Genomic DNA, 15,289 nt, shown 5'->3' with positions numbered 1-15,289 from the left:
TGTGTTATGTCTGATACCAAACGTAATACCATCGGCAAGTTCGGTCTGCTGTCGCTGACCTTCGCCGCCGTCTTCAGTTTTAACAACGTTATCAATAACAATATTGAGCTGGGGCTGGCGTCGGCACCGATGTTTTTCCTCGCCACCCTGTTCTACTTCATCCCTTTCTGCCTGATTATTGCCGAATTCGTTTCGCTGAATAAAAACTCCGAGGCGGGCGTTTACGCATGGGTCAAAAGCTCTCTGGGCGGGCGCTGGGCGTTTATTACCGCCTACACCTACTGGTTTGTGAACCTGTTCTTTTTCACCTCGCTGCTGCCGCGCGTAATTGCTTACGCCTCTTACGCCTTTCTCGGCTACGAGTACATTCTGACTCCTGTCGCCACCACGGTGCTGAGCATGGCGCTGTTCGCTTTATCCACCTGGGTTTCCACCAACGGCGCAAAAATGCTGGGGCCGATTACCTCGGTCACGTCATCATTGATGCTGCTCCTGACCCTCTCCTACATCCTGCTCTCAGGCAGCGCGCTGGTGGGCGGTATTCAACCTGCGGATCCTATTACCGTGGATGCGATGATCCCCAACTTCAACTGGGCGTTTCTTGGCATCACCACCTGGATTTTTATGGCGGCTGGCGGCGCGGAATCCGTCGCGGTGTATGTTAACGACGTCAAAGGCGGATCAAAGTCATTCGTTAAAGTCATCATTATGGCGGGAATAGTGATTGGCGTGCTGTACTCGATTTCCTCGGTGCTGATTAACGTGTTTATCAGCAGCAAAGAGCTGAAATTCACCGGCGGCTCGGTACAGGTATTCCATGGCATGGCGGTATATTTTGGCCTACCGGAACTGCTGGTTAACCGTTTTGTCGGCCTGGTCTCCTTCACCGCGATGTTCGGTTCATTATTAATGTGGACCGCGACGCCGGTAAAAATCTTTTTCTCCGAAATCCCGGCCGGGATATTTGGCAAAAAGACCGTCGAGCTCAATCAGAATGGCGTACCGGCGCGCGCAGCGTGGATTCAGTTTCTGATTGTTATTCCGCTGATGATTATCCCGATGATGGGCTCCAATACGGTGCAGGATTTAATGAACACCATCATCAACATGACCGCTGCCGCCTCAATGCTGCCGCCGCTGTTTATTATGCTGGCCTACCTTAACCTGCGCCGCAAGCTCGACCATTTGCCGCGTGATTTTAAAATGGGTTCGCGCACCACCGGCATCGTGGTGGTTTCCATGTTGATTGTTATTTTCGCCATCGGCTTCGTTGCTTCAACGTTCCCAACCGGCGGCAATATTCTGACGATTATTTTCTATAACGTCGGCGGGATCGTTATCTTCCTCGGATTTGCATGGTGGAAATACAGCAAATACGTGAAGGGATTAACTCAGGAAGAAAAAAGAATTGAAGCGGCACCGGCCTCTGATGCTTCTTAAAATAATATACCCGTCATACTTCAAGTTGTAGGTGCGTTAGCTGCGCTCGCTCACCCCAGTCACGTACTTATGTACGCTCTTGGGGATTCGCTCTCTTGCTGCCTTCCTACAACTCGAATTATTTAGGGTATTAACTACACTACTTCTTAATAACTCTATGAAAAATAATAACCACTTTTACGGGGCGCTTGCCGCCCTGGTTTTTTGCGCCCCGACAATGGCTGCTGACGTTGCTCATCCGGCAGAACATGATGATATGAAGACGCCAGACATCAGCACCACGTCATATCGGTTTTACGGCGAGCTGGGCGTCGGCGGATATATGGATTTAGAAGGCGAGGATAAACACAAATATAGCGATGGCACCTATATTGAAGGCGGGCTGGAAATAAAGCACGGCAACTGGTTCGGCTTAATTTATGGCGAAGGCTGGACGGTGCAGGCCGATAACCAGGGGAACGCCTGGGTACCGGACCACAGCTGGGGCGGATTTGAAGGCGGTATTAACCGCTTCTATGGTGGATATAAAACCGATAACAGTACCGAAATCATGCTCAGCCTGCGCCAGGACTCATCGCTCGATGACCTGCAATGGTGGGGCGATTTCACCCCTGACCTCGGCTACGTGATCCCCAACACGCGCGACATTATGTACGCGCTCAAGGTGCAAAACCTGGCGGGCGACTTTCGCTATAGCGTGACCGCCACGCCCGCCGGGCACCACGATGAAGGCAAAGCCTGGCTACATTTCGGCAAATACGACCGCTACGACGATAAATACACCTATCCGGCGATGGTCAACGGCTACATTCAGTACGATATCGCCAAAGATGTCACCTGGATGAATGGTCTGGAAGTGACCGACGGCACCGGACAACTGTTTTTAACCGGTATTCTCTCCCCCAATCTCGCCGCCCGCGCCTGGCACCACACCGGACGCGCTAGCGGGAAAAACGTTTCGGGTACCGAAACCGGCTTTATGGCCAGCGCCATGTACGAAGCGCTCAAAGGCGTTTATCTCTCCACCGCCTACAGCTACGCCAAACATCGCCCGGATAACGCCGCCGAGGAAACCACCTCATTTATGCAGTTCGGTATCTGGTACGAATACGGCGGCGGGCGTTTTGCTACCGCCGCAGACAGCCGGTTCTACATGAAAAACGCCTCTGGCGATCCGAGCGACCAGGTTTTCCTGATGCAATATTTCTATTGGTAACAAGGGACAGACATACCATGAAAAAAATCACCACTCTCACGCCGCTGGCCTGCGCGCTGCTGCTCAGTTTTTCCGCCCATGCGCTGACCGCTGATGAGTTTAAAAACGTCATCAACCGTAGCGGCGCACCGCAGTCTATGCAGGATTTTGATTACGATGACCACCAGCGCTTCAACCCGTTTTTCGATCTTGGCGCATGGCATGGACACCTGCTGCCGGACGGCCCTGCCACTATGGGCGGCTTTCCTGGACCTGCGCTACTGACCGAGGAGTACATCAACTTTATGGCGACTAATTTCGATCGCCTGGCGGTGTACCAGAACGATAAAAAGGTCGCCTTCACGATGCAGGCCTGGAGCCTGCCCGGCGCGCTGGTACAAAAGCTCTCAGCCCCCGGTGTGCAGGTTGAAATGACGCTGCGCTTCGCCAGCGCGCACACCTCTTTGCTGGAAACTAAAATAACCAGCAACACGCCGCTTAAGCTAGTCTGGGACGGCGAACTGCTGGAAAAACTCTCCGCCAAGGAGGGTAAACCGCTAGCGGGTAAAACCATTGATGAAGCCTTCCCGGATTATCAGCGCCGCCTGAGCGCAACTCACGATGGTCTGACGGTGAGCTTTGGCAAAGTCCGTTCCGCCTCCGATTTAATGACCTCCGGCGAATCGCAGTATCAGGTACATCGCTCCCTGCCGACGGTAACCAAAATCGACGGGCATCGTTTCACCAGCAGCGCACAGATAAATGGCTCCACGACAATCTACACCACCTACTCGCACCTGCTGACCGCCGAACAGGTGCGTCTGGAGAAGGCGCAAATCCGCGATATTCTGGCGCGCCCGGCCCACTACCTGAGCGCCTCCGAACAGCGCTGGAACGGCTATCTGCAAAAGGGGCTGACCAACCCTGACGCCACCGCAGAACAAACCCGGGTGGCGGTGAAAGCCATCGAAACCCTGAACGGCAACTGGCGCGCCCCCGGCGGTGCGGTGCAGCACAATACCGTCACGCCGTCGGTAACCGGACGCTGGTTCTCCGGTAACCAGACCTGGCCGTGGGATACCTGGAAACAGGCCTACGCCATGGCCCACTTCAACCCGGAGATCGCCAAAGAGAATATTCGCGCCGTCTTCTCCTGGCAGATCGCCGCCAATGACAAAGTGCGCCCGCAGGATGCCGGGTTCGTTCCGGATCTGATCGCCTGGAACCTGAGCCCGGAGCGCGGCGGCGACGGCAGCAACTGGAACGAACGCAATACCAAGCCGAGCCTGGCCGCCTGGTCGGTGATGGAGGTCTATAACGTCACCAAAGATAAAGCCTGGCTGGAGGAGATGTATCCAAAGCTGGTGGCCTATCATGACTGGTGGCTGCGCAACCGCGACCACAACGGCAACGGCGTGCCGGAGTACGGTGCGACCCGCGATAAAGCGCACAATACCGCCAGCGGCGAGATGCTGTTTACCGTGAAAAAGGGCGATAAAGAAGAGGTGCTCTCTGGCCTCAAAACCTACGAGCAAGTGACGGCGAAGGGCGATTACGACAGCCTGGAGATCCCGGCGCAGGTGGCCGCCTCCTGGGAGTCCGGGCGCGATGACGCGGCGGTGTTCGGCTTTATCGATAAAGAGCAGTTGGATAAATACATCGCCAACGGCGGGAAACGCAGCGACTGGACGGTGAAATTCGCTGAAAACCGGGATCAGAGCGGTAACCTGCTCGGCTATTCGCTGTTGCAGGAGTCGGTCGATCAGGCCAGCTATATGTACAGCGATAACCACTACCTGGCTGAGATGGCGGCCCTCCTCGGCAAGCCGGAAGAGGCGAAACGCTACCAGGCGCTGGCGAAAAAGCTCGCCGATTACATCAACACCTGCATGTTCGACCCGCAGACAAAATTCTATTACGACATTCGTATTGAGGAGCAGCCGCTGGCGAACGGCTGCGCCGGTAAGCCGATCGTCGAGCGCGGCAAAGGCCCGGAGGGCTGGTCGCCGCTGTTTAACGGCGCGGCGACTCAGGCGCATGCCGACGAGGTGATTTCGGTGATGCTGGATAATAAAGAGTTCAACACCTTTGTACCGCTGGGCACCGCCGCATTAACCAATCCGGCGTTTGGCGCAGATATTTACTGGCGCGGTCGCGTGTGGGTGGATCAGTTCTGGTTCGGCCTGAAAGGGATGGAACGCTACGGCCATCGAGAAGAGGCGCTGAACCTGGCGGACGCCTTCTTCAGGCACGCCAAAGGGTTAACCTCCGACGGCCCGATTCAGGAGAACTACAATCCGCTGACCGGCGCGCAGCAGGGCGCACCGAACTTCTCCTGGAGCGCTGCACATTTGTATATGTTGTATAACGAGTTTTTCCGCCAGCCGTAGTATTTTCCCCTCACCCTAACCCTCTCCCCTCAGGGGAGAGGGAACCGTTCGGCGCCGCTTTTTATCCACTGCTCTGCTTTACCCTCTCTCCCCGCACCCTATTTAACCGACGGCTCCGTTTTTCCCCCTCTCCGCACCCTATTCAACCGACGGCTCCGTTTTTCCCCCTCTCCGCACCCTATTCAACCGACGGCTCCGTTTTTCCCCCTCTCCGCACCCTATTCAACCGACGGCTCCGTTTTTCTCCCTCTCCCCTGTGGGGAGAGGGTCGGGGTGAGGGGACATTTCCCAGCCCTCACACCGCCGGCAGCAGGCCGATAAAGCTGCGTTTCTGCCGCGGCTGCGACATCAGCTCTTCCAGCTTCGCCACGCAGGCCAGATAGTGCGGAGTTTTCTTGTGCGCCAGCACCGCCTCATCGTCTTTATAGGCTTCATAGATAAAAAAGCGCGTCTTCACCTCCGGGTCCTGCAATACGTCAAAGCGCAGATTACCCGGCTCCAGCAACGCTCCCTCGTGGTTAGCGCGGAACACCTCAAGAAACTCGTCGACCCGTTCCGGTTTGATATTAATTTCCACCAGCGTCACGTTCATTTCAGCTCTCCCTGTTTTTCCTCCTGCCAGAACTGATACGCCTCTCGGGCGCTCAGATTCTCGTGCACCACTTTTTTCACTGCTTTGAGCATCGCGCGCGGCGCGCTGGACTGGAAGATATTGCGCCCCATATCCACGCCGGAAGCGCCCTGATCTATCGCCCGCCAGCACATCTCCAGCGCTTCCAGCTCCGGCAGCTTTTTGCCCCCGGCGATCACAATGGGCACCGGGCAGCTGGCGGTTACTTTTTCAAAGCCTTCCTCAACAAAATAGGTTTTCACAAACTGCGCGCCCATCTCGGCGGCAATACGGCTGGCCAGCGAGAAGTATCGGGCGTCGCGGGTCATCTCTTTACCCACGCCGGTCACCGCCAGCACCGGCATCCCGTAGCGGTTCCCGGCATCCACCAGCTTGATGATATTGCTGATCGACTGATGCTCGTGCTCGCTGCCGATATAGACCTGCGCCGCCACCGCACAGACGTTGAGGCGCAGCGCGTCCTCCATCGCCACCGCCACGCATTCGTTAGAGAGTTCGCTCAAAATCGAGTTACCGCCTGAGGCGCGCAGCACCACCGGCTTATTCGTCGCCGCAGGCACCTGACTGCGCAGTACGCCGCGGGTACACATCAGCACATCGGTTTCTTCAAACAGCGGCGCGATAGAGAGGTCGATACGCTCCAGCCCGGTGGTCGGCCCCTGAAAATAGCCGTGATCGAACGCCAGCATCACCGTGCGGTTGCTCTGCGGGTTAAAAATGCGCGCCAGACGCGACTGCATCCCCCACTCCAGCGAACCACAGCCCTTCAGCGTATAGAGCGTGTTCTGTTGCGGACGGTCTAAGCCGAAGTTTTTTCCCTCTTTAATATCGTCTAAATCAGCCATCTCATCCTCCATCAGAAATCGTAGTTATTGATATTCTCTTTGGTGAACACCACCCGCTCCGGCAGCAGCACGATGCCGTTGCCTTTCGCTTCATACTGGTAGCCCTGCACGCTGTTTGGCTCGACTTTCAGGGTGCCGAGATCTTTCACATCAACGCTGTCGCCAACGTTAAGATCGCTCTTTTTCAGCAGACGATCGGCGACGTTAACCGCGATCTTGCCCTGCTGCACCACGTCCCACAGGCCAAAAGCTTTGACCGTGCCGCGTTCCACATAGGGGCGCATCACATTCGGAGTACTAAAACCGACGATCGCCACGCCCTGGCGCTTAAGGTTCTCCGCCGCCTGCGCCGCCGCCGGGAGCGCGTTGGCATCCGGGGCGATAATGGCGTCGAGATCCGGATACGCTTTTAAGATCCCCTCGGCGGTTTGCAGTGATTTCGTGGCATCGTTATAGCCAAACTGGGTAGTCACCACTTCCCACTGCGGATGCTCTTTTTCGATTTTGGCTTTCGCCTCTTTTACCCACTGGTTCTGGTCGGTGACCGTTGGGCTGGAGTAGAAAAACGCCACTTTGGCGGTGGGTTTCGTCACCTGTTTTTCAGCCATCTCCACCAGCAAGCCGCCGAGCTGCTGCGGCGTGCCCTGGTTGATGTAGATGCTGCGGCACTCCGGTTTAGTATCGGAGTCCCAAGTCAGGACCTTGACCCCACGCTGCATCGCCCGCTTCAGCGCCGGGCACAGGCCGTCCGGCGATACCGCAGAGACGATGATCGCGTTATAGCCCTGGTTGACGAAGTTGTTGATCAGTTGCACCTGGCCGGAAACGCTCGGTTCGGTCGGGCCGTCGTAGGTAACGTCCACGCCAAGCGCTTTACCCGCCTCTTTCGCACCGTTACCGCCGCTGGTAAAGAAGCCGACGCCGACCAGCTTAGGAATAAAGGCGATGCGGTCTGCCGCCTGAGCGGTTGCCACGCTTAACGCCACTGCCAGCACCATCAGTTTTAATTTCATTTTATGCTCCGATTGTTTTACGCGAGAAAAGACGCCGCCAGGTCATCCGCACCCATTCACGATGCAGACTCATCGAGCGCCCCATCACCACCACAACCAACAGCGCCCCTGACAGCGCGCTCGACACCTGGTTGGGGATGCCGACCATTTGCAAACCTTGTTGTAAATAGCCCACCAGCAGCGCCGCCAGCGCGGTGCCGATGATAGAGCCGGAACCGCCGTAGATATTGGCTCCACCGAGCACCGCGGCGGTTAGCGCGGGCATCAGCAGGTCGCGGCCTAAATCCGAGCGCGCCGAGCCGAAGTAGGAAACCATTACCAGTGCGGCAATCGCCGAGGCCACGCCGACCAGACCATACAGCACGTACGGCATGCCGTTTACGGACAGCGCCGCATAGCGCGCGGCGCGCGGGTTTTGTCCGAGCAGAAAGAGATGGCGGCCAAAGCGCCCGCGATGGGCCAGCAGCCAGAAGAAAAAAGTAATCACGGCGAACAGCACTAGCGGTATCGGCAGGCCGAACAGCGTCAGGTTGGCGAAGGCGGTAAAGCTATCCGGGAATCCGCCGATACCTTCGTAGCCGGTCGCTCCCGCCATGCCGGAGAGCAGCAGCGCGCCGCCGCCGTAGAGGTACAGAGTGCCAAGCGTAATCACCAGCGGGCTAATGCCGGTGTAGTGGATTAGCGCCGCGTTCAGCAACCCGCACAACAGACCGAGCAGAAGCGTCAGCGGAATTGCCAGACTCATCGGCCAGCCCGCCTGCATCATCACCCCCAGCGCGATGGCGCACAGGCCGATGGTCGAACCGAGAGAAATATCAATCCCGCCGCTGATAATCACCAACGTCAGCGGCAGAGCCACAATACCAATGCAGATAAAATCGCTGGTGCTGAACAGCAGCATATTGAGATCCAGCATGCGCGGATTCAGCGTACCGAACAGCAGGATCTCCAGCACCAGTAACGCCAGCAGCGCGCTTTCCCAATTGAGCTTCATTTACGCCACCTCTTTGTTTTTACGTTCGGGAAAGGGAGCTACGCGCTTGCCCCCTTTATTGCCGGGCTGAAAGCGGCTGTACTTCAGCGCCCGCTGATGACGAGCCAGCGCCTGGCGCAGTCGTCCGTCAAGCACCAGCACGCCGAGCAGCACCAGACCGGCGATAAAGTCGTTCCACCACGCCGGGAGGCGAAACAGCACCAGCACGGTGTCAATTTGGGTGAGGAAAAACGCGCCGAGGAAAGCGCCGAGCAGCGTGCCGGTGCCGCCAAGCAGAGAAATTCCGCCGAGAACGCAGGCCGCGATGGCTTTCATCTCCAGCCCACTGCCGGTCTGATTCGGCACGAAGCCAATCTGCGCGGCGAAAACAATCCCGGCGCAGGCCGCCAGCATGCCGTTAAGGGTAAAAGCCAGCATCCGCGTGCGGTTTACCGCTACCCCTAGCTGGCGAGCAGCGGCAAGGTTATCGCCGACGGCGTAAAAATCGCGGCCAAAGGCGGTACGTGAAAGTACCCAGCCGCCCACCAGCAGCAGCGCCAGCACCAGCCACCCCAGCGGCGAGATGCCGATAAACGCCGGTTCCGATAGCGCCTTCAGGCTGTTCGGCAGGCCTTCAATCCACTTGCCGCCGGTCCACAGCAGCATCACCCCACGATAAAGCCCGAGGGTGCCGAGCGTCGCGACTATCGCCGGGATGCGCAGCCCCACCACCAGCAGGCCGTTAAACGCCCCGGCCAGCGCGCCGATCGCCAGCGCAAAGGCGATGGCCGTCATCAGCCCATATCCGCTATTCAGCGCCACGCCCACCGCGATAGCGCTCAGGCCGACGGTGGAGCCAACGGAAACATCGATATTGCGGGTCAGCATCACCAGCGTAGCCCCCAGCGCCAACAGGCAGAGGATTTGCGAGCTGGCGAAGATCATTGCCAGGGTTTGCAAGCTGAAATAGGCCGGGTTGAGCGCCACCAGCCCGGCAAACAGCACCACGATGGCGAGAAAAGCGCTCAGTTCGCGATTCTTGAGTAACGTTTTCATGGCTGTCCTCCGAAGGCCAGGGTCATCATCCGGTCGACGGTGACCGCCTGCTGCGAAAGCTCGCCGCTCTGCCTGCCCTGATGCATCACCAGCACCCGATCCGCCAGACCAACAAACTCATCAAGATCGCTGGAGATCATCAGCACCGCCACGTTCTGGGCGGCCACGCTTTTCAGCAGTTGATAGATGTCGGCGCGGGCGGAAACGTCCACCCCGCGCGTTGGCTCATCGACGATCAGCAGCAATGGGTTGGCCTCCAGGCAGCGCGCCAGCAGCACCTTCTGCTGGTTGCCGCCGGAGAGCGTGCGCACCGGACGATCGCCATCGGTCATTTTGATCCCCAGCGCCCGGTGATAGCGCTCAACCACCGCTGCTTCGCGCTTGTTCTGCTGCCACAGCGACGGTTGGTTAAACATCACCGTGTTCCAGCGCACCGGCGCATCAAGAAACAGCCCGGAGACCTGACGGTCTTCCGGCAGATAAACCAGCCCGCTGGCCAGCCGGTTGCGGGTGCTGTCACGGCTGATATCACGGTTTTCCAGCCACACCCGACCGGCGCGTACCGGACGCAGGCCATACAGCGTTTCGGCAAATTCGGTGCGTCCGGATCCGACCAGTCCGGCAAGGCCGACGATCTCCCCGGCATGGATCTCAAGGTTGAGATCGATAAAACCTTCCCCGGTCAGATCCTCGACCCGCAGCACCGGAAAATCCTGCGCCTGAGTGCGGCGATTGCCCGGCAGCGCCAGCCACAGCTTTTGCGTGTCGCTCAGAGTATGATCGCGCCCAACGGGCGTCATCGCGCCGATCAGCTGGTTGTCGCCGTATTGCGCGGTTTCCCCACTCAGCACCACCGCACCATCGCGCATAACCGATACGTGGCTGGCGACCTGGCGGATCTCGGGGAGTTTGTGCGAGATAAACACGATCCCAACGCCGAGATCCTGCAAAGCGCGGATCTGGCGAAACAGCCGCTCGGTTTCCCCCGGCGTTAATGAGGCAGTCGGTTCATCGAGGATCAGGATCTGCGCATCGCGCATTAACCCACGCAGGATCTCCACCATCTGTTGATCGGCAACTTCCAGAGTGCTGGCCGCCGCATCAAGCTGAAGCTGGCAGTTGAGCTGCTGGAGCTTCTCCTGCAAGCGAGCCTCGTTATCAGCCCGCTTCGGCAGACGAAAGAGAATGTTTTCCCGCACCGTCAGGTTGGGAAAGAGCATCGGTTCCTGCGGCACCAGATACACGCCCTGCTGATGGGCCTGCGCAGGGTTGAGGCGCGCAAAAGTGCGTCCGCCGAGGATTAACTCACCGCTGTCGGGCGTTTCCACCCCGGCGATAATCTTCATCAGCGTCGATTTCCCCGCTCCGTTACCGCCCATCAGCGCGTGAACCTGGCCGGAAAACACCGTGAAATCAATGCGCTTGAGTACAGTAATGCCGGAGAACTGTTTGCAGATTTGGCGAGCTTCGAGCAGTGGCTTCATTATCACGCCCCGATTTGAACAAAAGATTTTTTAATTTAATAATGTTCAAAAGCGTAGACGGTGAACTATATTTACAACCGTGCAAAGATCACAGTTTTATGCTTTAGATCGTTTGGATAAAACCAGAGAACAACGAAAGATCGGTTTTGCCAGTCGGCTCACATTTTCCGACCACGCAATAACGAACATATGATCTAAATTTTTATAAGAGTTCACTTTATGAGCGAAAAACGCATTACGGAAGAGAGCCGCTACGCCGGGCTGGCGTTAGCCGAGGAAGAACTGGTGGCGCGGGTAGCCTGGTGTTACTACCACGATGGCTTAACGCAGAACGACATCGGTGAGCGTTTAGGACTGCCGCGGTTAAAGATCTCCCGCCTGCTGGAGAAAGGCCGTCAGTCCGGGGTGATCCGGGTACAAATTAACTCGCGCTATGAAGGCTGTCTAGCGCTGGAGACCGAACTCCAGCAGCGCTTCGGCCTGAAAATCGCCCGCGTACTGCCCGCGCTGAATACCCCGCCGATGAACACCCGGCTGGGGATTGGCGCGGCGCAATCGTTAATGGGCGTGCTCGAGCCTGGACAGCTGCTGGCAGTGGGCTTTGGCGAAGCGACCATGAGCTGCCTACAGCATCTGAGCGGGTTTATCGGCTCGCAGCAGGTACGGCTGGTGACGCTTTCCGGCGGCGTCGGCCCCTATATGACCGGCATCGGCCAGCTGGATGCGGCCTGTAGCATCAGCATGATCCCCGCGCCGCTCAGGGTGTCATCAGCCGATGTGGCGGAGATCCTGCGCCGGGAATCCAGCGTCCGCGACGTGATCCTCGCGGCCACGGCGGCAGATGTGGCAGTGGTCGGCATTGGCGCGATCGATCAGCGCCGCGACGCGACCATTCTGCGTTCCGGTTATATCAGCGAAGGCGAACAGCTGATGTACGCCCGTAAAGGAGCGGTGGGCGACATTTTAGGTTATTTCCTGCAGGCCGATGGCAAACCGGTCGAAGGGCTGGAGATCCATCGGGAACTGCTTGGCGTCACCCTCGATGAACTGGCGCAGCTGCCGACTATCGTCGGCGTTGCCGGGGGCACAGAAAAAGCGCAGGCGATTTACGCGGCCCTTATTGGCAAGCGGATTAATGGCCTGGTAACGGAAGAGACAACAGCACGCGCGGTGCTCACGCTGGCCTCATAACGGTCCTGCGCCGCGCAACAATAGCGAGGCGCATGTCATGAGTTACCTGTTAGCGTTAGATGCCGGAACCGGCAGCGTTCGGGCGGTGATTTTCGATCTCAACGGTCGCCAGATTGCGGTCGGCCAGGCCGAATGGAAACACCTGAGCATCGACAACGTTCCCGGCTCGATGGAGTTCGATCTTACCCTCAACTGGCAGCTGGCCTGCCAGTGCATCCGCCATGCGCTGGCCGCCGCTCATCTCTCCCCGGCGGATATTCAGTCCGTGGCCTGCTGTTCAATGCGCGAAGGCATCGTGCTTTATGACCGTAACGGCGAGGCCATCTGGGCCTGCGCCAACGTTGACGCTCGCGCCAGCCGCGAGGTGGCGGAGCTCAAAGAGATCCACGACTATCGTTTCGAATCCGAGGTATACGGCGTTTCCGGGCAGACTCTGGCGCTGAGCGCCATGCCGCGCCTGCTGTGGCTGGCCCATCATCGCCCGGATATCTACCGCAAAGCGGCAACCATCACCATGATCAGCGACTGGCTGGCGGCGAAGCTCTCCGGTGAGCTGGCGGTCGATCCTTCAAATGCCGGGACCACCGGTATGCTCGATCTGTTCAGCCGTGACTGGCGTCCGGCACTGCTGGATATGGCCGGGTTGCGGGCCGATATTCTCTCGCCGGTGAAAGAGACCGGTACCGTGCTCGGCGCGGTGACCGATGCGGCGGCCCAACAAAGCGGACTGCGCGCAGGTACGCCGGTGGTGATGGGCGGCGGCGACGTCCAGCTCGGCTGTCTCGGGCTGGGGGTGGTGCGCGCCGGGCAAACTGCGGTGCTCGGCGGAACCTTCTGGCAGCAGGTGGTCAATCTGCCGGAAGTACGCACCGACCCGGAGATGAATATCCGTGTTAACCCGCACGTCATACCCGGTATGGCGCAGGCGGAATCCATCAGCTTCTTTACCGGACTGACCATGCGCTGGTTCCGCGATGCCTTCTGTGCGGAAGAGAAGCTGGTTGCCGAACGGCTCGGGGTGGATGCTTATTCGTTGCTGGAAGAGATGGCCAGCCGCGTTCCAGCGGGCTCCCACGGGGTGATGCCCATTTTCTCCGATGCGATGCATTTTAAGCAGTGGTACCACGCCGCGCCGTCGTTTATTAACCTCTCCATCGACCCGGAAAAATGTAATAAAGCGACGCTATTCCGGGCGCTGGAAGAGAACGCGGCGATTGTTTCCGCCTGCAATCTGGCGCAGATTTCGCAGTTTTCCGGCGTGAAGTTTGACAGCCTGGTGTTCGCTGGCGGCGGTTCAAAAGGGGCGCTGTGGAGCCAGATACTTAGCGACGTGACCGGGCTGCCGGTGCGGGTGCCCGAGGTTCGTGAAGCGACCGCACTGGGCTGCGCGATTGCCGCCGGGGCCGGTGCCGGGTTGTACAGCGATATGGCTGCGGCGGGAGAAAAGCTGGTGAGCTGGCATCGGGTATTCACGCCAAACCCGGCGCATCGCGAGCTGTATCAGGAGATGATGGTGAAATGGCAGTCGGTGTACGCCGAGCAGCTCGGTCTGGTGGATAGCGGATTGACGACGTCAATGTGGCAGGCGCCGGGGCTGGGAGAGCGTTCAGAATTCTGTGTCACGTTAAAAATTCTACAGCGTCATCACTTCATTCAGTCGCCCATCAAAATAAATGGCTAACTGCGACAATGTCAAATTCCAGCTTTGGATGGGCATTGTCCATTTTTCCTGGGCATTCATCAGACCCAGATAAAGCAGCTTCAACAGGCTGTTTTCATTCGGGAAAGCGCCTTTGGTTTTGGTCAGCTTTCTGAACTGGCGATGTACCGATTCAATCGCATTCGTGGTGTAAATGACCTTGCGGATATTTGCCGGATAGCGGAAGTACGCTGACAAGTTTTCCCACTTGCGCCGCCACGACTGGAGCACCACCGGATATTGCTGGCCCCATTTTGCTTCCAGCTCATCCAGCGCCGTTTCTGCCGCTTCTTTCGATACCGCGCGATAGACTGGCTTCAGGTCAGCCATGAACGCTCTATGATGTTTTGACGCCACATATTTAATCGAGTTACGTATCTGATGAATAATACATAGCTGAACTTCCGTCTGCGGATAAATACTGTTTATCGCTTCCGGAAAACCGGTCAATCCATCCACGCAGGCAATCAGAATATCTTCAACCCCACGATTTTGCAGGTCGCTTAAAACCGACAGCCAGAAGTTCGCGCCCTCACTTTCTGACAGATACAGACCCAGAACTTCTTTTTTGCCTTCCAGATTAAGCGCCAGCACGGTATAAACCGCTTTGCTCTGATAACGACCATCCTCCCGGATTTTATAGTGAATGGCGTCCAGCCAGACGAAGGGATAAACCTTCTCCAGCGGGCGCTGCTGCCATTGTTTTAGCTCAGGAATGATTTTATCGGTGACGGCGCTGATAGTTGCGCTGGAAACACTGAAAGCATAAAGATCTTCAATCTCCCGGCTGATGTCCTGGTAGCTCATCCCCAGCGCGAACAGGCGAATGATCTTACGCTCTATCTCATCAGACAGCGTGGTCTGATGCTTTTTCACTAGCTGAGGCTCAAAAGTGCCATTACGATCACGCGGAGTCGTCAGCTCGAAGGGGCCGGTCGGGGCTTTAATGGTCTTTTTGCCTGTGCCGTTTTTACGGTTGGCTTCAACATCCTGAGCCAGATGGGAGTCAAGCTCTGCAGAAAGAGCAGCTTCGGTTAACTGTTTGATTAAAGGCGTTAAGATCCCATCTTTGCCGGTTAATGCCTGACCGGACTGGAGTGCTTTAAGCGCTTTGTCGAAATCGAAGGGCTGGGACATGTGTCATTCCTTTTTGATTGTATATTACTGGAATGACACAGAATTTCTAACACTCCCGGGGCTGGCGCGCCGTGCGCCTGCTGCCCCCTCACCCTAACCCTCTCCCCGCAGGGGAGAGGGGACCGTTCGGCACCGCTTTTTTAGTTCGCCGCACAATTCCGCCTTTCTCCTTCTCACCTCAGAAGAGGCACAATCCCGTCCTTCTCCCTCTCCCATCGGGAGAGGGTCGGGGTGA

At 57.5% G+C, this 15,289-nt stretch carries 12 protein-coding genes; 5 read left to right on the top strand and 7 right to left on the bottom strand.

Annotated features, from left to right (window positions below; all coding sequences use genetic code 11):
- Positions 1–6 precede the first annotated feature (6 nt).
- The 3 genes from ACMYSL_RS03795 (at position 7) to ygjK (ending at position 5,025) form a co-directional block, all read left to right on the top strand.
- Complete coding sequence (locus ACMYSL_RS03795) at positions 7–1,440, top strand: amino acid permease (protein WP_112213651.1); 1,434 nt, start codon at positions 7–9, stop codon at positions 1,438–1,440.
- Positions 1,441–1,597: 157 nt separating this feature from the next.
- Positions 1,598–2,656, top strand: coding sequence for a protein YgjJ (gene ygjJ / locus ACMYSL_RS03790; RefSeq protein WP_434661399.1), 1,059 nt, complete (start codon positions 1,598–1,600; stop codon positions 2,654–2,656).
- Between the two features lie 17 nt (positions 2,657–2,673).
- The gene (ygjK, locus tag ACMYSL_RS03785; protein WP_434661398.1) at positions 2,674–5,025 is read left to right on the top strand and encodes an alpha-glucosidase; all 2,352 of its coding nucleotides are present in this window, start codon (positions 2,674–2,676) and stop codon (positions 5,023–5,025) included.
- Between the two features lie 295 nt (positions 5,026–5,320).
- Here the strand turns inward: ygjK and lsrG are convergent, their stop codons facing one another.
- From lsrG to lsrA, 6 genes are read right to left on the bottom strand one after another with little or no spacing between them, the layout of a single operon-like run.
- The gene (gene lsrG, locus ACMYSL_RS03780) at positions 5,321–5,617 is read right to left on the bottom strand and encodes a (4S)-4-hydroxy-5-phosphonooxypentane-2,3-dione isomerase (protein ID WP_304253708.1); all 297 of its coding nucleotides are present in this window, start codon (positions 5,615–5,617) and stop codon (positions 5,321–5,323) included.
- Positions 5,614–6,501, bottom strand: coding sequence for a 3-hydroxy-5-phosphonooxypentane-2,4-dione thiolase (lsrF, locus tag ACMYSL_RS03775; RefSeq protein ID WP_434661397.1), 888 nt, complete (start codon positions 6,499–6,501; stop codon positions 5,614–5,616). Before lsrF ends, lsrG begins: the two co-directional genes overlap by 4 nt.
- Positions 6,502–6,512: 11 nt before the next feature.
- Positions 6,513–7,514 (bottom strand): autoinducer 2 ABC transporter substrate-binding protein LsrB, encoded by a 1,002-nt coding sequence (gene lsrB / locus ACMYSL_RS03770; RefSeq protein ID WP_434661396.1) that lies wholly within the window; start codon positions 7,512–7,514, stop codon positions 6,513–6,515.
- Between the two features lies 1 nt (position 7,515).
- The gene (lsrD, locus tag ACMYSL_RS03765) at positions 7,516–8,508 is read right to left on the bottom strand and encodes an autoinducer 2 ABC transporter permease LsrD (RefSeq protein WP_434661395.1); all 993 of its coding nucleotides are present in this window, start codon (positions 8,506–8,508) and stop codon (positions 7,516–7,518) included.
- The gene (gene lsrC / locus ACMYSL_RS03760; protein ID WP_112213644.1) at positions 8,509–9,543 is read right to left on the bottom strand and encodes an autoinducer 2 ABC transporter permease LsrC; all 1,035 of its coding nucleotides are present in this window, start codon (positions 9,541–9,543) and stop codon (positions 8,509–8,511) included. It lies immediately after the preceding gene.
- Positions 9,540–11,027 (bottom strand): autoinducer 2 ABC transporter ATP-binding protein LsrA, encoded by a 1,488-nt coding sequence (lsrA, locus tag ACMYSL_RS03755; protein ID WP_434661394.1) that lies wholly within the window; start codon positions 11,025–11,027, stop codon positions 9,540–9,542. Before lsrA ends, lsrC begins: the two co-directional genes overlap by 4 nt.
- Positions 11,028–11,246: 219 nt before the next feature.
- Between lsrA and lsrR the strand changes: the two genes are divergently transcribed.
- Both lsrR and lsrK read left to right on the top strand, forming a co-directional pair.
- A complete protein-coding gene (gene lsrR / locus ACMYSL_RS03750; RefSeq protein ID WP_139540589.1) occupies positions 11,247–12,218 on the top strand; it encodes a transcriptional regulator LsrR in 972 nt (323 codons plus the stop codon).
- A 37-nt stretch (positions 12,219–12,255) separates the two neighbouring features.
- On the top strand, positions 12,256–13,899 hold the full coding sequence (lsrK, locus tag ACMYSL_RS03745) for an autoinducer-2 kinase (protein WP_434661393.1): 1,644 nt from the start codon (positions 12,256–12,258) through the stop codon (positions 13,897–13,899).
- On the opposite strand, the gene ACMYSL_RS03740 is transcribed toward lsrK, so the two are convergent.
- Positions 13,852–15,054, bottom strand: coding sequence for an IS256 family transposase (locus ACMYSL_RS03740; protein ID WP_434659316.1), 1,203 nt, complete (start codon positions 15,052–15,054; stop codon positions 13,852–13,854). The genes lsrK and ACMYSL_RS03740 overlap by 48 nt on opposite strands.
- Positions 15,055–15,289: the final 235 nt, after the last annotated feature.

The organism is Klebsiella sp. MISC125, from assembly GCF_051131775.1.
In the GTDB taxonomy this organism is placed as follows: Bacteria; Pseudomonadota; Gammaproteobacteria; order Enterobacterales; family Enterobacteriaceae; genus Klebsiella.
The sequence above is the reverse complement of the archived record's forward strand: the minus strand, read 5'-3'. Positions and strand labels throughout refer to the sequence as shown.